Source organism: Marinimicrobium alkaliphilum (assembly GCF_003259155.1).
In the GTDB taxonomy this organism is placed as follows: domain Bacteria; phylum Pseudomonadota; class Gammaproteobacteria; order Pseudomonadales; family Cellvibrionaceae; genus Marinimicrobium_A; species Marinimicrobium_A alkaliphilum.
On record NZ_QGMQ01000005.1, the window covers coordinates 228,615 to 245,463 of the forward strand.

Here is a 16,849-nt window from a genome sequence, read left to right on the forward strand (position 1 = left end):
ACAAAAGGATAATCACTTGACCCGTATCTACGCCGTTGCCAACCAGAAGGGGGGCGTGGGCAAAACCACGACCTGCGTCAATCTGGCCGCGTCGCTGGTGGCCACGCGCAAGCGCGTGCTACTGGTGGATCTCGATCCCCAGGGCAACGCCACCATGGGTAGCGGTGTGGATAAAAGTGAATTGGACCTGACCGTGTATGACGCCCTTACCCACCGGGCTCAAGTGCGTGAGTGCTTACAAACTTCAGAAAGTGGTAAATACGCGGTTCTTCCTGCCAACGGTGACTTGACCGCGGCAGAGGTCGAAATGTTGCAGCTGCCCGACAAAGAGCGGCTGCTGAAAAACATCCTTGATGAAATCGCCGCCGATTACGATTACATTCTGATCGATTGCCCCCCCTCGCTGAGCATGCTCACGGTCAATGCCCTATCGGCCTGCGACGGAGTGATCATTCCCATGCAGTGCGAATACTATGCCCTTGAGGGGCTCTCGGCCCTGATCAACACCATCACCCAGATTCAGGAGCGGCTCAACCCGCGTCTGCGGGTCGAGGGCTTGTTGCGTACCATGTACGATCCGCGCAATAGCCTGACCAACGATGTTTCGGCTCAGCTCAGTCAGCACTTTGGCGACCGCCTCTACCGTACCTGCATACCGCGCAATGTGCGCCTGGCCGAAGCCCCCAGTTACGGTCAGCCGGTCATCGTCTACGATCGAACCTCCAAGGGCGCGATCTCCTACCTGGCTCTGGCCGGGGAAATCATTCGGCGCAACGATGTCGGCGCGCCGCAACCGGCGGCGTCGGCTGAAGGCTGACGGGCCCGACATCATCCACAGCGATTCAGGAACAGGTTACACAGACAATGGCGGGAAAACGCAAAGGTTTAGGTCGGGGATTGGATGCTCTGCTGGGCGCCGGGGTTCAAATACCCCCCGCTGACGCTCAGGATACCGGTGCGGGTTCAGCGGATACGCCCGCGGCGGACGCTCCCTTGGGCCGGGCCGACGGCAAATTGGCCGAAATTCCGATTGAGCTGATTCAGCGCGGAAAGTACCAGCCTCGGCGCGACATGCACCAGGAGGCGTTGGAAGAGCTGGCCGAATCGATCAAGGCGCAAGGCGTGATGCAACCCATCGTGGTGCGTCCGATCAGCGCCGACCGCTATGAGATTATCGCCGGGGAGCGCCGCTGGCGGGCCACCCAGCTGGCTGGCCTCGATAGCATCCCCGCCGTTATTCGCGATGTGCCCGATGAAGCCGCCATCGCCATGGCGCTGATTGAAAACATTCAGCGCGAAGACCTCAATCCGATTGAAGAAGCCATGGCGCTCAAGCGTCTCCAGGACGAGTTTGAACTGACCCACAGTGAAGTGGCCCAGGCGGTTGGCAAGTCGCGCACCACCGTGACCAACCTGCTGCGTCTGATCGCCCTGACCGAAGAAGTCAAAACCCTGCTCGAGCACGGCGACCTGGAAATGGGACACGCCCGGGCCCTACTGACCCTGGAAGCGGGTGATCAGCGTGAAATTGGTCGGCAGGTAGTCGCCAAGGGCCTGTCGGTGCGCCAGACTGAAACCCTGGTGCGCAGCTTTCAGGACAACAAGCACAAGGACAAAATAGCCGCGCCACAGCAACCGTCTGCTGATATTCGTCGTCTTCAGGATGAACTCTCCGATACATTGGGGGCCGCCGTCGCTATTCAGCACAGTGCCAAAGGTAAGGGTAAGTTAGTGATCACTTATAACGACCTGGACGAACTGGACGGCATTTTGGCCCATATCAAGTAGAAAAGGCTATAAGATCGCGGCATTAGCGGGCACTCTCGCGCTGTCCACGGTTGATGCGGGACGTCAATATCCCTATAATGCTGCGGCCTTTACTCAAGGCGTTTCATTGAGATCGGGGGGCGGCGTAGCAAGGTGATCGGTTTTCGACAGCCCGCGCGCAGACGCACCCCACCCAAGCCGCCTTTGTGGCGGTTGCTGATGATTCAGAGCCTGGCGCTTTTGGTCGCCGGCTTGATAATGTTGTTTTTTGCGCCGGAGCACCTGTACGCGCTTTGGCTGTCCGGGTTGATCGCCCTTGCCGCCCAGACCTTCTGGATCTGGCGGACACTCAGAACCTACGGCGATCCCCGCAGTTCCGCCTATTTGGCGGGCGCCACGGCCGGTCTGATCGGCAAGTGGGTCATTATTTCTGTTGGGCTGGTGCTTCTGTGGCAGCGCCAGCCCGAATTTTCTGTAGCGGTCAGTTTTATCACCGTGTTCGGTTTGAACACGCTGGCCGCCTTGGCAGCACCGATTTTAATTTCACGTCCGCGCTGATGTGCGGCAACAGGGTACTTTGAAATCATGGCAGCAGGTGAATACAACGACGCGGGCGAATATATTGCCCACCATCTGGTAAACCTGACCTACGGACGTCTGCAGGAAGGCGCTGAACGTTGCTACGGCGGCGGTGTGGTCGAAACTACACACTGGACATTTGCCGGTTGTGCCGCCGAAGCCGAAGCCATGGGCTTTATGGCTTTTCATGTGGACAGCCTGGTGTGGGCCGTCGGACTCGGGTTGATCACCATGGGGCTCCTGTTTACCGCGGCTCGCAAAGCGTCGCCTGTAGCGCCCGGCCGGTTCCAGTGCTTTATTGAAATGATTGTCGACTTCGTTGGCAATACCACCAAGGAAGTGTTTCATGGGCGTGTGCAGCCGATTGCTCCGATCGCCCTGACCATCTTCACCTGGGTGTTCATGATGAACCTGATGAAGCTGGTGCCGGTGGATCTGATTCCCTACCCGCTTGAGCTGATGGGCGTCGAATACCAGAAGATGGCGCCGACTACCGATCCCAACGTCACCTTGGGTATGGCGTTCTTTGTGTTATTGATGGTGATTTACTATTCCATCAAGGTGAAAGGCTGGGGCTTCCTCAAGGAGCTGTCTTTTACGCCGTTCAACACCTGGGTACTGATTCCGGTCAACCTGTTGTTGGAAATTATTGGTCTTTTGTCCAAGCCGATCAGTCTCGGCTTGCGTCTGTTCGGCAACATGTTTGCCGGTGAAGTCATCTTCCTGCTGATTGCAGCACTGTTTGGCGCGGGCTTGTTCTTCCTGCCCCTGGCGGCTGGTCTGCAGGTACTGTGGGCGATCTTCCATATTCTGGTCATCGTATTGCAGGCATTCATCTTCATGGTACTGACGATCGTGTACCTCTCGATGGCCCATGAAGACCACTGATTTTCGAACGGGAGCGGTCGCGGATCGCTCGCTTTGAAAGATTTTGTAACACCTTTAACCACTTAAACTTGAACTGACGTAAGTCTTAGGAGAAAACTATGATCTTTATCGCCGTTGCTATCATCCTGACTGCTGCCGCACTGGGTGCTTCCTTGGGTATGGCCTTCCTGGGCAGCAAGCTGCTGGAAACTTCTGCCCGTCAGCCCGAACTGGCTCCGGCCCTGCAGACCAAGTTCTTCATTATTGCTGGTCTGGTAGAAGCGATTCCGATCATCAGCGTTGGTATCTCTCTGGTACTTGTCTTCGTTGTTGCTTAATGACGCATGGGCCCCTCTCGGGGCTCTTCGCTTGCGTAAACCAACAATAGACGAGGTAAAGTCGTGAACTTTAACTTAACCTTTATCGGGCAAATGATCGCTTTTGCGGTCTTTGTCTGGTTCTGCATCAAATTCGTATGGCCGCCGTTAATGAACGCCATCGAAGAGCGGCAGAAAACCATTACCGAAGGTTTGGCAGCTGCCGATCGCGCCGGTCGCGATCTGGAACTGGCTCAAGAGAAGGCGACCAAGACGTTGCGCGAAGCGCGCAAAGAGGCTGCCGGCATCATCGAGTCTGCCAACAAGCGTGGCGCTCAGATCATCGACGAAGCCAAAGAGTCTGCTCGTGCCGAAGCGGAGCGCATCAAAGTGGCCGCCCACGCCGAGATTGACCAGGATGTGGAACGCGCGCGTGAAAAACTGCGCTCGCAAGTGGCTGTGCTCGCCCTGGCCGGTGCTGAAAAAGTGCTCGAGTCCTCGGTTGACGCCAACACTCACAAGGCCATGATCGATAAACTGGCTGCCAATCTTTGAGCGAGGTGACCTGTGGCTGAACTGAGTACTGTTGCAAGACCCTACGCGCAGGCGGCGTTTAAATACGCCCGCGACAACGGGGATCTGGCCGGTTGGAGTCAACAGCTGGCTACTCTTGTCGGCGTCAGCCAGCATGAAAAACTGCGCGGTATTATTGATTCTGCGGCTTACTCGGGTACCGAGCAGGCCAACGTTGTCAGTGATTTGTGTGGCGATGAGCTGAGCCAGCCCGTCCGTAATTTTGTTCAACTTCTGGCGCAGAACAAGCGTCTGTCCTTGTTGCCTGGGATCCACCGACAGTTTGGTGAACTCAAAACCGCACAAGAGCAGGCTGTCGATGTTGAATTGACCACCGCTATTGCCCTGGATGAAGCCGCTGAACAGAAAATTGTTCAGAGCCTTGGTGAGAAGCTGGCGCGAAAGATAAACCTTCATACGGTTGTCGACCAACGTTTGTTGGCCGGCATCGTCATTAAAGCGGGTGATTTGGTCATCGACGGCTCGGTGCGCGGTCGGTTAGAGAAACTCGCCAGAGCAATCAATTCGTAGGATTGAGGAAACAAGCATGCAGCAGCTGAATCCATCCGAGATTAGCGACATTATCAAACAGCGCATCGACGAGCTCGATGTGTCCTCTGAAGCCCGTCAAGAGGGTACGGTCGTTTCCGTATCAGACGGTATTGTGCGGATCTATGGTCTCACCGAAGTGATGTACGGTGAGATGATTGAATTTGAAGGTGGCGTCTTTGGTATGGCGCTCAACCTTGAGCGCGACTCCGTAGGCGCCGTAGTTCTGGGTGATTACAAAGGTATCGCCGAAGGCCAGAAGTGCAAGTGCACCGGCCGCATCCTGGAAGTGCCGGTCGGTCCGGAACTCGAAGGTCGCGTTATCGATGCGCTGGGTAACCCCATCGACGGTAAAGGTGCGATCAACGCCAAGGAAACCGACGCTATCGAAAAGGTGGCTCCGGGTGTTATCTGGCGGAAATCCGTTGATGAGCCGGTGCAGATCGGCCTGAAGGCCGTTGATGCCATGGTGCCGATCGGTCGCGGTCAGCGCGAGCTGATCATTGGTGACCGCCAGATCGGTAAGTCCGCCATTGCCATCGACGCCATCATCAACCAGAAAGATTCCGGTATTAAGTGTATCTACGTCGCGATTGGCCAGAAGGCTTCTTCTATCGCGGCCGTTGTGCGCAAGCTCGAAGAGCACGGCGCCATGGATCATACGGTCGTGGTTGCCGCCACCGCTTCTGACCCGGCTTCCATGCAGTACCTGTCGGCCTTCGCCGGCTGTACTATTGGTGAGTACTACCGCGACCGCGGTCAAGATGCGTTGATCATCTATGATGACCTGACCAAGCAAGCTTGGGCTTATCGCCAGATTTCATTGCTGCTGCGTCGTCCGCCCGGCCGTGAAGCCTATCCGGGTGACGTCTTCTATTTGCATTCGCGTCTGCTTGAGCGTGCTGCACGGGTTAACGAAGAGTACGTTGAGAAGTTCACCAATGGCGAAGTGAAAGGCAAGACCGGTTCTTTGACCGCCCTGCCCATCATTGAAACCCAGGCAGGTGACGTTTCTGCCTTCGTACCGACCAACGTGATCTCGATCACCGATGGTCAGATCTTCCTGGAAACTGACATGTTCAACTCCGGCGTTCGCCCGGCGATGAACGCCGGTATCTCGGTATCCCGTGTCGGTGGCTCTGCCCAGACCAAGATCATCAAAAAGCTTTCTGGTGGTATCCGTACCGCTCTGGCCCAGTACCGCGAACTGGCAGCTTTCTCCCAGTTTGCGTCAGATCTGGATGAGGCCACCAAGGCTCAGCTGGATCACGGTCAGCGCGTCACCGAGTTGATGAAACAGAATCAGTACTCACCCATGAAAATTGGCGAGATGGGTCTGATGTTGTTCTGCGCCAACGAAGGGTACCTGGAAGATATTGAAGTGAACAAGATCCTGGACTTCGAAAAGGCCCTGCTCTCTTTCGCCAAAGGCGACTACGCCGATGTGTTGAAAAGCATTAATGAGACGGGCGACTGGAACGAAGAACTGCAAGCCAAGTTCAAAGAATTGGTGGAAAAGTTCAAAGAGAGCCAGTCCTGGTAAGCCACGCGGCGCGCACTGCGCGCCGCAACACTTCGCTTGAGGGCCTTTGAGTTATGGCAGGCGCAAAAGAAATTCGAACGCAGATTTCGAGTATCAAGAGCACGCAGAAAATTACCAGCGCCATGGAAATGGTGGCTGCCAGTAAGATGCGCCGTGCTCAAGAGCGTATGCAAGTGGGCAAGCCTTATGCCACCCGTATGCGCCAAGTGGTTGGCCATATTGCCAATGCCAACCCGGATTACAAACACCAGTATCTGGAGCAGCGCGAAGAAACCAAGCGCGTGGGTTACATTCTGGTATCCAGCGATCGGGGCTTGTGTGGTGGCTTGAACGTCAACGTGTTCAAAGCTGCACTCAAATCCATGAAGTCCTGGCACGACCTCAACGTCGATGTTGACCTGTGTCTGATTGGCGCGAAAGCGGCGTCGTTCTTCAACAACTTCGGTGGCAACGTCGTCGCGAGTGTGCGCGATATCGGCGAAAACCCATCAGTTGATGACCTGATCGGTAGCGTCAAAGTGATGCTGGACGCCTTCAGTGACGGCAAAATCGATAAGCTGTACCTGGTGAGCAACGAATTTGTAAACACCATGACCCAGCTGCCCAAAGTCAGCCAGTTGCTGCCTTTGGAAGCAACGGACGACGTCGAGCAAAAACATCGTTGGGACTACATCTATGAGCCCAGCCCGGAAGCCTTGCTCGAAGGTCTGTTGATTCGCTATATCGAGTCCCAGGTCTATCAGTCCGTGGTCGAAAACGTTGCTTGTGAACAGGCTGCACGGATGGTCGCGATGAAGAGCGCAAGTGACAACGCCGGCGATCTTATCGGTGACTTGCAGCTGGTCTACAACAAGGCGCGCCAGGCTGCTATTACGCAGGAATTGTCAGAAATCGTGGGCGGTGCCGCCGCGGTCTCTTCCTGATCGGCTGGCCAGTAACCAATTTTCAGTTAAAACCTTCAGGCCAACGGCCTGAAACCAAGAGGATCCGGAAATGAGTAGCGGACGTATCGTACAAATTATCGGTGCCGTTATCGACGTGGAATTTCCGCGCGACGACGTACCGCAGGTCTATGACGCATTGAAAGTCACCGAGGGTGACCTGACTCTGGAAGTTCAACAGCAGTTGGGTGACGGTGTGGTACGCACCATTGCCCTGGGTTCTTCTGAAGGTCTGCGTCGTGGTCTCGACGTGTCCAACACCAAGGAGCCTATCAAGGTTCCGGTCGGTACCCAGACGCTGGGCCGCATCATGGATGTGCTGGGTCGTCCCATCGACGAAGCCGGCCCCATCGGTGAGCAGGAGCGTATGCAGATTCACCGCGACGCCCCGGCTTACGAAGAGCTGTCTGCGTCCGACGAACTGTTGGAAACCGGTATTAAAGTGATCGACCTGGTTTGTCCTTTCGCCAAAGGCGGCAAGGTTGGCCTGTTCGGTGGTGCGGGTGTCGGTAAAACCGTCAACATGATGGAGCTGATCAACAACATCGCCAAAGAGCACAGCGGTCTGTCCGTGTTCGCCGGTGTCGGTGAGCGGACCCGTGAAGGTAATGACTTCTACCACGAAATGACCGAGTCCAAGGTTGTGGACAAGGTAGCGATGGTTTACGGCCAGATGAATGAGCCGCCGGGTAACCGTCTGCGCGTCGCCTTGACCGGTCTGACCATGGCGGAGAAATTCCGCGACGAAGGTAAAGACGTACTCTTGTTCATCGACAACATCTACCGTTATACCCTGGCCGGTACTGAAGTATCCGCCCTGCTGGGCCGTATGCCGTCGGCGGTAGGCTACCAGCCTACGCTGGCAGAAGAGATGGGTGTATTGCAGGAACGTATTACCTCCACCAAGACCGGTTCAATCACCTCGGTCCAGGCGGTCTACGTACCGGCAGATGACTTGACTGACCCGTCACCGGCCACCACCTTTGCGCATTTGGACTCGACCGTTGTATTGAGTCGTGACATCGCCGCCAAGGGTATTTACCCCGCGATTGATCCGCTCGACTCCACCTCACGTCAGCTTGACCCGCTGGTGATTGGTCAGGATCACTACGACGTTGCGCGTGGCGTCCAGACGGTTCTGCAGCGTTACAAAGAGCTGAAAGACATCATTGCGATTCTGGGTATGGATGAACTGTCTGAAGAAGATAAACAGACCGTTGCCCGCGCCCGTAAAATTGAGCGTTTCCTGTCTCAGCCGTTCCACGTGGCGGAAGTTTTCACGGGTTCTCCCGGTGTTTACGTTTCGCTGCAGGAAACCATTCGCGGCTTTAAAGGCATTCTGGCTGGTGAATACGACCATCTGCCGGAGCAGGCTTTCTACATGGTAGGTACCATCGACGAAGCTATCGCCAAAGCGGACAAAATGAAGAAGTAAGTGGGCGGCCGGACCTTGAGTCCGGCGGCACCTGAACCTGATGACGACAAAGGTTTGATTATGGCTATGACGGTCCACTGCGATATTGTCAGCGCCGAGCAGGAGATTTTCTCCGGCCTGGTGGAAATGGTGGTTGCCCCCGGTACCGAAGGTCCTTTGGGTATCATCTATGGCCACGCGCCGCTGCTGACCGGTATCGAGCCCGGCCCTATCCGCGTGGTCAAACAGGGGGGTGAAGAAGAGATTTTCTTTGTCTCCGGTGGCTACCTGGAAGTGCAGCCCTACCACGTCACTGTATTGGCGGACACCGCGTTGCGGGCCGGTGATATGGATGAGGCGGCTGCTCAGGCAGCGAAAGATCAGGCGGAAAAAGCCCTGGCCAATCAGAGCGCCGAGCTGGATTATTCCCGCGCGGCAGTACAGTTGGCCGAAGCCGCGGCACAGCTGCGTACTCTGCAGTCGATTCGGAAGAAGCTGGGCAAGAACAAGTAGTTGTTGGCTGGTTTTCGGATTGTTTTGCAGTATGGAAAGGGCGGCTTCGGCTGCCCTTTTTTGTTATTTAAATGGCATTTCGGTTTAGCAGGCCCGGTCGGTAAGGGAAATGCACTTCTGAAACCGCATGAATACATCCGTGTAGCTCCCTGACTTCATCCCTGAAGTCAGGGTTTCAAAAGTGCATTTCCCTTACCGCCCTCTGTGCCAACTGAGAGTTGCTTGGCCCTTTAAAGGATGATTGTGTTATGAGTAAGCCCTTGGATATTGTGATACTGGCTGCCGGTAAAGGTACCCGGATGCGTTCGGATCTGCCTAAAGTTCTTCATCCTGTCGGTGGACGCCCTCTGCTTCAGCATGTGATGGACACGGCGCGGGTGGTGGGTGGTCAGCAGATGTTGACGGTGATTGGGCATGGCGCGGAGCAGGTGCAGGCGCGTCTGGCCGCTGATGATGTGACGTTTGTGATGCAGACCGAGCAGCTGGGCACTGGTCATGCGGTGCAGCAGGTTTTGCCGCATTTGCGGGATGATGCCCGGGTGTTGATCCTTTATGGGGATGTGCCGCTGACGCAGGCTGAGACGCTGAAGAAGCTGGTGGCTCATGTTGACGACAGCACCATGGGGTTACTCACGGTCAACCTGCCCGATCCCGGCGGTTATGGCCGTATTGTGCGCAATGCCGAGGGTGAGGTGGAAGCGATTGTTGAGCACAAGGATGCCAATGACGAGCAGCGACAGATTTCCGAGATCAATACCGGGATCATGGCCACCACCGCGAAACAATTGCAGACCTGGTTGCCGACGTTGAGCAATGACAACGCTCAGGGTGAATATTACCTGACGGATATTATCGCCTTTGCTCGCCGTGATGGCATCGCTATTGCGGTGGAGCAGCCGGAAACGGTGGAAGAAGTTGAGGGCATCAACAACCGGCAACAACAGGCGGCGCTCGAGCGGTTTTATCAGCGCCGGCAGGCGGAGGCACTGATGGTTCAGGGTGTCACTCTGCTCGATCCGGCGCGCTTTGATTGCCGGGGCGAGCTGTCGGTGGGTCGGGATGTGGTGATCGATATCAATTGTGTGTTTGAAGGCACTGTCGAGCTGGCTGACGGCGTCGAGATTGGACCCAACTGTCTCCTGAAAAACTGCCGTCTTGGACCTGGCACCGTGATCAAAGCCAACAGCGTCATTGAAGACGCTACCCTGGAAGACGGCTGTGAGGTTGGACCCTTTGGTCGCCTACGCCCCGGGGCAAAACTCGCCAGCGGTGTCAAAATCGGTAACTTTGTGGAGGTGAAAAAAGCCTCCATTGGCACCGGTAGCAAGGTCAACCACCTGAGCTATATCGGCGACGCGGTCATTGGCAGCGGCGTCAACGTTGGCGCCGGCACCATAACCTGCAACTACGACGGCGTGAACAAGTTTCAAACCCGGATTGGCGACGGTGTTTTCGTCGGCTCCAACACCGCACTGGTGGCGCCGGTCACACTGGGTAAAAACGCCACCGTCGGCGCCGGTTCTGTGATCACCCGGGACATCCCCGACGAGGAGTTGGCGGTGGCCCGGGGTAAGCAGCGCAATATTGCGGGGTGGCAGAGGCCCACAAAGAACCAATAGCGCGTTAACCGAGGGGTTCAATCTCCCCTCGAGCGGATATTGCTTCCACCAGAGGTTCTTTGTGTGATGCGGGGTTCGCCTCGGTAGTCGATATTGGACGCGCCACTGGCGTTTATCTCAAGCATTTCGGTCCGACCTAGCTCAGCCCGAGAAGCGCCGCTGGCATCGACCACTGCCTGCTCCATGCTCACGGGTGTACCCTGGTAATGGCTCGCGCCGCTGACATGGAGCGTCAAGGTGTGGATCTGCCCTTCATCTCGGACCTCGACGCGCGAAGCCCCGGAGATCCGGGCACCCAATGAGTCACCCTGCAATCCCTCGAATTCAATCCGACTGGCGCCTGAGAGCCACAGCTCCAGGTTGTCGAAGGTCAATTTTCCGGCTTGGACGCGACTGGCGCCACTGACCTCGAGTTTCAGATCTGCGAGATCGAAAGCACCCAACCGCGCATGAGTGGCGCCCGACAATTCGAGGCTGGCTAGCTGCGGGAGCTCAATGACAAAACGGGCGTGATCGTTGTTGCGCTCACCAAACCAGTTGAAGAAGCCACCTTTCTTCCTTTTGACCCCCAGAATCAGGCGCTCGCCTTGAACTGTAATTGACACCCTCTCCAGAATATCGTGAGTACCCTCGACGCTGAGGGATTCGTTATCGCCCTGCCGGATATCGAGGCGGATCGCCTGACCGGCTTCGATATAGCGTATGTTTTCAATGGGATAGGGCTGAGTGACAACCCCATCGGCCAGTGCTGAGGAACAAACCAGCAAGCACAGGCCAGCAAACAGTATCAGTTGGCTTTTCATAGTGGGTCTACCCTATAAAAATTTGAAGGACGCTTGTTCAAAGCGCTTCCGAGCAAGGAAACGACACGTGATCCAGGCCGGTAACCTCTTAGATGCACTAAAGACCGGATTTGGATTCACACTTTGTGAGCCAATCACTGGCAATGCTGTAAAATACCTCATAAGATATATATGACTTATTAAACCCCAATGATAACGCCAATAATGGGAATAAACATGACTACCCCCTATCGCATCATTGCATTTATCTTCGCCGCGCTGCTCATTGGTTGCAGCGGCAGTGCCTCAGATCCTACTGTGGAAATACCGGACAATAGTTCAAGCAGCGAGTCGTCCGCGAGTAGCAACAGCAGTACCAGTTCAGAACCGCCAGGCTCCACAGACCCCGCCGATTTCGTCACGCCGGTAATTGTTGTCGATCAGTTCGGTTACCTGCCAGAAGCCGACAAGATCGCTGTCATTCGCGACCCTCAGGTGGGTTTTGACGCGGATCAGTCCTTCTCTCCAGGCGCCACTTACCAACTGATCGATGTGGTTAGTGATGAGGTGGTGTACGAGTCGGCGCCGACGGCCTGGGATACGGGTCGCACCGCCGATATTGCCGGGGATCGCGTTTGGTGGTTTGACTTCAGCAGCGTCTCGGCGCCGGGTCGCTACTACGTTCTGGATGTTGAACAGGGCGTGGCCTCGCCTGCGTTTGACATCAATGACACGGTCTACCGGGACGTGTTGATGCACGCGGTACGCACCTTCTATTACCAGCGGGCCGGTTTTGCCAAGGAAACACCCTATGCGGAGGCCGGCTGGACCGACGCCGCCAGTCATCTGGGTGAAGGTCAGGATCCTGAAGCGCGGTTATACAGTGCGACCCATGATGCCGCCACCGAGCGCGACCTTCGCGGGGGTTGGTATGACGCTGGGGATTACAACAAATACACCAACTGGCACGCCGACTATCTGGTGGTGCTCTTCCACGCTTACCTCGAAAACCCTGAGGCCTGGAGTCTGGCGTTGAATATTCCCGAGTCAGATGGGCAGGTCGCCGACCTCTTGCACGAGATCAAATGGGGCATGGACTGGCTGATTCGCATGCAGGAAGACAATGGCTCGGTGTTGTCGGTGATGGGGCTGGCTCACGCCAGTCCCCCGTCGAGCGCAACCGGGCCCAGTGTCTATGGCCCGGCGACCACCGCCGCAACCCTGACCTCGGCCCAGGCGTTTGCCCTGGGGGCGACGGTATTTGGAGAGCTGGAGGGTGAGGCATGGCAGGCCTACGCCGATGATTTACGGGCTCGGGCCCAGACCGCCTGGACCTGGGCCGAAGCCAATCCGTCAGTTACCTTCCGCAACTCAGACAATGGCGTCGCCGCGGGTGAGCAGGAAGTCGGGGACAATGGACGCGCGCTCAAGCGCCGGATGGCCGCCATCTACCTGTTTGCGGCGACCGGTGAAAGCGCCTACCGGGACATTGTGGATCAAGCCTATGAACAGGATCGCCTGAGCTGGATTGATCCCTGGCAGGAGCATCGGGCAATGGCTTATCTTTATTACGCCAGCCTCCCCAACGCCACCGTGTCGGTGCGTGATCAGGTCCGCGACGACTACCGGACCCAGATGCACGGAAGCACCAATATCGGCGCTTTTAGCAACAACGACGACCCCTACCGGGCCTATATCGGCGCCAATAATTTTACCTGGGGCAGTAACCGCACCATGGCCAAGAAGGGGTCCACCTTCTACAACATGATCACCTATCAAGTCACCGACGACGACCACGCACTGTTGCGCAACGCCGCCCTTGGCTATCTCAACTACCTCCACGGCGTAAATCCCTTGGGTAAGGTCTACTTGAGCAATATGTATGCGCTGGGTGTGGATAACTCTGTGGATAGTTTTTATCACAGCTGGTTCTCTCACGGCAGCCCTCAATGGGATCGCGTGGGTGAATCCACCTACGGCCCGGCGCCGGGCTTCCTGGTGGGCGGCCCCAATCCCAGCTACGACGTCGACGGCTGCTGCGCCAACAATGCCTGTGGCAGTGCGGCCAACAACGCCCAGTGCACGATACTCGATCTAGAGCCGCCCCGTGATCAGCCGGAAATGAAATCCTACAAAGACTTCAATCACAGCTGGCCTATCAACTCCTGGGCCGTGACTGAAAATCACAATGACTACCAGGTCGCCTACATCCGCTTGCTCTCCAAATTCGTCCGCTAGCTGCCTTCTTAGCCCCGGTGACGGGGCTCGTCTTATCTTTCACTTGTGGCAATTGTGCGAATTCTACTTGCTATAAGCTTACGTTTCGGTAAACTATCTTTCATATCGAAACTTAGCGAATGCTTGCCATGACCAAACGGAACACCCAACAGCGCCGCCGCGCCATCGTAGAACTGCTTGCCGAGTCCGGCGAGGTCAGCGTCGATTGCCTGGCCCAGCGTTTTGATACCTCCGAAGTGACCATCCGCAAAGACCTGGCGGCCCTGGAAAGCAACGGCCTGCTACTGCGCCGCTACGGCGGTGCCGTCCCCATGCCCCAGGAAATGATCGCTGACCCGGCGACAGACAAAGTTTCAGATCGAAAGATCGCCCTGGCCAAAGCCGCCGCCGAGCTGATCCTGGATCACAACCGCATCATCCTCGACAGCGGCAGCACCACCACCGCTGCCTTGCTCCCGGAGCTGTCTCACAAACAGGGGCTGGTGGTCATGACCAACTCCCTCAACGTCGCCAACGCCCTGCGGGAACTGGAAAACGAGCCCACCCTGCTCATGACCGGCGGCACCTGGGACCCGAAATCCGAGGGCTTTCAGGGCCAGTTGGCGGAGCAGATTCTGCGCTCCTACAACTTCGACCAGTTCTTCATCGGCGCCGACGGCCTCGACCTGGCCCGCGGCACCACCACCTTCAACGAACTCTTCAGCCTCAGCCGCGTCATGGCTGAGGTCGCTCGGGAAGTGATCGTCATGGCCGAGTCCGACAAACTGGATCGCAAAATCCACAACCTCGAACTCCCCTGGGAGCAGATCGCCGTACTGGTCACGGATACTGGCTTCCCGGATGAGGCGGTGGCGCAGTTGCAACAACAAAACGTCAAGGTAATAAGGGTTTGAGTGCGGATGGGGAATCCGCAGTTCCGGGACGGACTATCCAGGACACGCCGTAAATACTTCCCTGTAGGCTCGACGCCGACGTCCTGTCGGCGACGGTCCTGGATAGTCCGTCCCGGAACTGCTCCATCGCGCACGTCAAACGGGATGGAGTGAAGTGGTACGAAGGCCTCGGGGTAGGGGGTTCGAGACCGTCACCGACAGGATGTCGGTGTCGAGCCCCCAGGGATGGGTTCACGGCGTGTCTCGAACCCCCTACCCCGAGGCCTGCCCCAAACTAATTAAGAACGTTCCGAAAGGAGAACAACCATGTGTGGAATTGTAGGAGCAGTCGCGCAACGTGACGTCGTCGACATCTTGTTGGAAGGCCTGCGTCGCCTCGAATACCGGGGCTACGACTCCGCCGGCGTCGCCATCATCAACCCGGAAGGCCAGCTTCAACGCCTGCGACGACTCGGCAAAGTCAAAGAACTCGCCGACGCGGTAGCCGAAGAACCCACCCCCGGCGGCACCGGCATCGCCCACACCCGTTGGGCCACTCACGGCGAACCCAGCGAAGCCAACGCCCATCCCCACGTCTCCAGCAACATCACCGTGGTTCACAACGGCATCATCGAAAACCACGAGCCCCTGCGTAAAATGCTGCAGGACGAGGGTTATGTCTTCACCTCTGCCACCGATACTGAAGTCATCGCCCACCTGGTACAGCGCGAGCGCAAAAATGCTGATTCACTGCTGAATGCGGTGCAGGTTGCGGTCAAACAACTGGACGGTGCCTACGGCACAGTTCTGATGGACACCAACGACCCTGAGCGCGTTGTCGTGGCCCGCTCGGGCAGCCCTTTGGTCATCGGCCTGGGTATCGGGGAAAACTTTATTGCCTCGGATCAGCTCGCTTTGCTGCCGGTAACCCGCCGTTTTATCTTCCTTGAAGAAGGCGACGTGGCGGAAATCACCCGTACCAGCGTGCGCGTGTTCGACAAGGACGGCAACGCTGTCGATCGTCCGGCGCACGAATCCAATGTCAGCTATGACGCAGGTGACAAAGGTGGCTATCGCCACTTTATGCTCAAGGAAATCCACGAGCAGCCCGACGCGGTGCGCTCCACCCTCGATGGTCGCTTGAGCGAAGCGGGTGTACTCGATCAGACCTTTGGCACCGGTGCCACCGAGTTATTCAAGCAAGTGAAACACATCCAGATCGTTGCTTGCGGTACCAGTTATCACGCCGGTATGGTCGCTCGTTATTGGCTGGAATCCCTCGCGGGTGTGTCGTGCAACGTCGAAATTGCGAGCGAATTTCGCTACCGGAAATCTTTCGTTCAGCCCGACAGTATGATCGTCACTATCAGCCAGTCTGGTGAAACCGCCGATACCCTGGCCGCGCTGCGTCTGGCCAAAGATCTGGGCTACTTGGGCAGCCTCGCGATCTGCAACGTCGCCGGTTCGTCCCTGGTACGTGAGTCGGACCTGGCCTTTATGACCCGCGCCGGCGCCGAGATCGGTGTGGCGTCCACCAAAGCCTTCACCACCCAACTGGTCGGTTTCGCGATGCTGACCATGGCCCTCGGCAAGTACCACGGTCTCGCCGATGACGAGCAGCAGGGCATGAGCGTCGCACTCAAACAGCTTCCGGAAAAACTCGAGGCGACGCTGACACTGGCCGAGCAGATCGAAGCGCTGGCGGAGGAGTTCGCGGACAAACAGCATGCACTCTTTCTCGGCCGCGGTGACCAGTATCCGATCGCGATGGAAGGCGCGCTCAAGCTCAAGGAAATTTCCTACATTCACGCCGAAGCCTACGCTGCCGGCGAGCTCAAACACGGACCGCTGGCGCTGATCGATGCGGACATGCCGATCATCGTGGTCGCACCCAACAATGACCTGTTGGAAAAACTCAAATCCAACGTCGAAGAAGTGCGTGCGCGCGGCGGCATCCTGTATGTGTTTGCCGACGCGGAAGCTAACTTCCAGTCCGACGACACCATGCGCGTGATCAACGTGCCCCACACCAACCCCTGGCTCGCGCCGATTCTCTACACCCTGCCCCTGCAGTTGTTGAGTTATTACGTCGCCATCATCAAAGGCACGGATGTGGACCAGCCGCGCAATCTGGCGAAGAGCGTGACGGTGGAGTAAAAAGCGCGCTGTTCTGGAATTGTGCCGTTCTGTCGGATTACGGCTTCGCCTAATCCGACCTACTTGGGCAATGGCATGCTATTCGGGGATTGTGCGGTTCTGTCGGATTACGGCTCCG

16 protein-coding genes are annotated in these 16,849 nt (G+C 56.9%); 15 read left to right on the forward strand and 1 reads right to left on the reverse strand.

What is annotated here, in order from left to right:
- Positions 1–16 precede the first annotated feature (16 nt).
- The 12 genes from DKW72_RS10125 (at position 17) to glmU (ending at position 10,682) form a co-directional block, all read left to right on the forward strand.
- The gene (locus DKW72_RS10125; RefSeq protein ID WP_111642237.1) at positions 17–817 is read left to right on the forward strand and encodes a ParA family protein; all 801 of its coding nucleotides are present in this window, start codon (positions 17–19) and stop codon (positions 815–817) included.
- Positions 818–864: 47 nt separating this feature from the next.
- Entirely contained in the window at positions 865–1,788 is a 924-nt protein-coding gene (locus DKW72_RS10130; RefSeq protein WP_111642238.1) for a ParB/RepB/Spo0J family partition protein, read from the forward strand.
- Positions 1,789–1,986: 198 nt separating this feature from the next.
- A complete protein-coding gene (locus DKW72_RS10135; protein WP_157960456.1) occupies positions 1,987–2,325 on the forward strand; it encodes a hypothetical protein in 339 nt (112 codons plus the stop codon).
- Positions 2,326–2,352: 27 nt separating this feature from the next.
- Complete coding sequence (gene atpB, locus DKW72_RS10140) at positions 2,353–3,234, forward strand: F0F1 ATP synthase subunit A (protein WP_111642240.1); 882 nt, start codon at positions 2,353–2,355, stop codon at positions 3,232–3,234.
- 98 nt (positions 3,235–3,332) lie between these two features.
- Positions 3,333–3,551 (forward strand): F0F1 ATP synthase subunit C, encoded by a 219-nt coding sequence (atpE, locus tag DKW72_RS10145; protein WP_111642241.1) that lies wholly within the window; start codon positions 3,333–3,335, stop codon positions 3,549–3,551.
- Positions 3,552–3,614: 63 nt separating this feature from the next.
- Entirely contained in the window at positions 3,615–4,085 is a 471-nt protein-coding gene (locus tag DKW72_RS10150) for a F0F1 ATP synthase subunit B (protein WP_111642242.1), read from the forward strand.
- A gap of 12 nt (positions 4,086–4,097) precedes the next feature.
- Complete coding sequence (locus DKW72_RS10155) at positions 4,098–4,634, forward strand: F0F1 ATP synthase subunit delta (RefSeq protein WP_111642243.1); 537 nt, start codon at positions 4,098–4,100, stop codon at positions 4,632–4,634.
- A gap of 16 nt (positions 4,635–4,650) precedes the next feature.
- Positions 4,651–6,195, forward strand: a complete 1,545-nt coding sequence (gene atpA / locus DKW72_RS10160; protein ID WP_111642244.1) for a F0F1 ATP synthase subunit alpha — start codon at positions 4,651–4,653, stop codon at positions 6,193–6,195.
- Between the two features lie 53 nt (positions 6,196–6,248).
- Positions 6,249–7,118 (forward strand): F0F1 ATP synthase subunit gamma, encoded by an 870-nt coding sequence (atpG, locus tag DKW72_RS10165; RefSeq protein ID WP_111642245.1) that lies wholly within the window; start codon positions 6,249–6,251, stop codon positions 7,116–7,118.
- A 70-nt stretch (positions 7,119–7,188) separates the two neighbouring features.
- Entirely contained in the window at positions 7,189–8,571 is a 1,383-nt protein-coding gene (atpD, locus tag DKW72_RS10170) for a F0F1 ATP synthase subunit beta (protein WP_111642246.1), read from the forward strand.
- 60 nt (positions 8,572–8,631) lie between these two features.
- Positions 8,632–9,063 (forward strand): F0F1 ATP synthase subunit epsilon, encoded by a 432-nt coding sequence (locus tag DKW72_RS10175; RefSeq protein ID WP_111642358.1) that lies wholly within the window; start codon positions 8,632–8,634, stop codon positions 9,061–9,063.
- A gap of 248 nt (positions 9,064–9,311) precedes the next feature.
- Positions 9,312–10,682, forward strand: a complete 1,371-nt coding sequence (glmU, locus tag DKW72_RS10180) for a bifunctional UDP-N-acetylglucosamine diphosphorylase/glucosamine-1-phosphate N-acetyltransferase GlmU (protein ID WP_111642247.1) — start codon at positions 9,312–9,314, stop codon at positions 10,680–10,682.
- A 17-nt stretch (positions 10,683–10,699) separates the two neighbouring features.
- Here the strand turns inward: glmU and DKW72_RS10185 are convergent, their stop codons facing one another.
- On the reverse strand, positions 10,700–11,485 hold the full coding sequence (locus DKW72_RS10185) for a GIN domain-containing protein (protein WP_111642248.1): 786 nt from the start codon (positions 11,483–11,485) through the stop codon (positions 10,700–10,702).
- Between the two features lie 216 nt (positions 11,486–11,701).
- Between DKW72_RS10185 and DKW72_RS10190 the strand changes: the two genes are divergently transcribed.
- The 3 genes from DKW72_RS10190 (at position 11,702) to glmS (ending at position 16,731) form a co-directional block, all read left to right on the forward strand.
- Positions 11,702–13,702 (forward strand): glycoside hydrolase family 9 protein, encoded by a 2,001-nt coding sequence (locus DKW72_RS10190; RefSeq protein ID WP_111642249.1) that lies wholly within the window; start codon positions 11,702–11,704, stop codon positions 13,700–13,702.
- A 128-nt stretch (positions 13,703–13,830) separates the two neighbouring features.
- The gene (locus DKW72_RS10195; protein WP_111642359.1) at positions 13,831–14,595 is read left to right on the forward strand and encodes a DeoR/GlpR family DNA-binding transcription regulator; all 765 of its coding nucleotides are present in this window, start codon (positions 13,831–13,833) and stop codon (positions 14,593–14,595) included.
- A 306-nt stretch (positions 14,596–14,901) separates the two neighbouring features.
- The gene (gene glmS, locus DKW72_RS10200; protein ID WP_111642250.1) at positions 14,902–16,731 is read left to right on the forward strand and encodes a glutamine--fructose-6-phosphate transaminase (isomerizing); all 1,830 of its coding nucleotides are present in this window, start codon (positions 14,902–14,904) and stop codon (positions 16,729–16,731) included.
- The last annotated feature ends 118 nt before the right edge of the window (positions 16,732–16,849 follow it).

What these genes read in the sequence shown, in the direction of transcription:
- glmS (WP_111642250.1), top strand. Translation starts at nt 14,902, where the DNA reads ATGTGTGGAATTGTAGGAGCAGTCGCGCAACGTGACGTCGTCGACATC.
- DKW72_RS10190 (WP_111642249.1), top strand. Translation starts at nt 11,702, where the DNA reads ATGACTACCCCCTATCGCATCATTGCATTTATCTTCGCCGCGCTGCTC.
- atpG (WP_111642245.1), top strand. Translation starts at nt 6,249, where the DNA reads ATGGCAGGCGCAAAAGAAATTCGAACGCAGATTTCGAGTATCAAGAGC.
- glmU (WP_111642247.1), top strand. Translation starts at nt 9,312, where the DNA reads ATGAGTAAGCCCTTGGATATTGTGATACTGGCTGCCGGTAAAGGTACC.
- atpE (WP_111642241.1), top strand. Translation starts at nt 3,333, where the DNA reads ATGATCTTTATCGCCGTTGCTATCATCCTGACTGCTGCCGCACTGGGT.
- atpB (WP_111642240.1), top strand. Translation starts at nt 2,353, where the DNA reads ATGGCAGCAGGTGAATACAACGACGCGGGCGAATATATTGCCCACCAT.
- atpA (WP_111642244.1), top strand. Translation starts at nt 4,651, where the DNA reads ATGCAGCAGCTGAATCCATCCGAGATTAGCGACATTATCAAACAGCGC.
- atpD (WP_111642246.1), top strand. Translation starts at nt 7,189, where the DNA reads ATGAGTAGCGGACGTATCGTACAAATTATCGGTGCCGTTATCGACGTG.
- DKW72_RS10195 (WP_111642359.1), top strand. Translation starts at nt 13,831, where the DNA reads ATGACCAAACGGAACACCCAACAGCGCCGCCGCGCCATCGTAGAACTG.
- DKW72_RS10175 (WP_111642358.1), top strand. Translation starts at nt 8,632, where the DNA reads ATGGCTATGACGGTCCACTGCGATATTGTCAGCGCCGAGCAGGAGATT.
- DKW72_RS10135 (WP_157960456.1), top strand. Translation starts at nt 1,987, where the DNA reads ATGATTCAGAGCCTGGCGCTTTTGGTCGCCGGCTTGATAATGTTGTTT.
- DKW72_RS10185 (WP_111642248.1), bottom strand. Translation starts at nt 11,485, where the DNA reads ATGAAAAGCCAACTGATACTGTTTGCTGGCCTGTGCTTGCTGGTTTGT.
- DKW72_RS10130 (WP_111642238.1), top strand. Translation starts at nt 865, where the DNA reads ATGGCGGGAAAACGCAAAGGTTTAGGTCGGGGATTGGATGCTCTGCTG.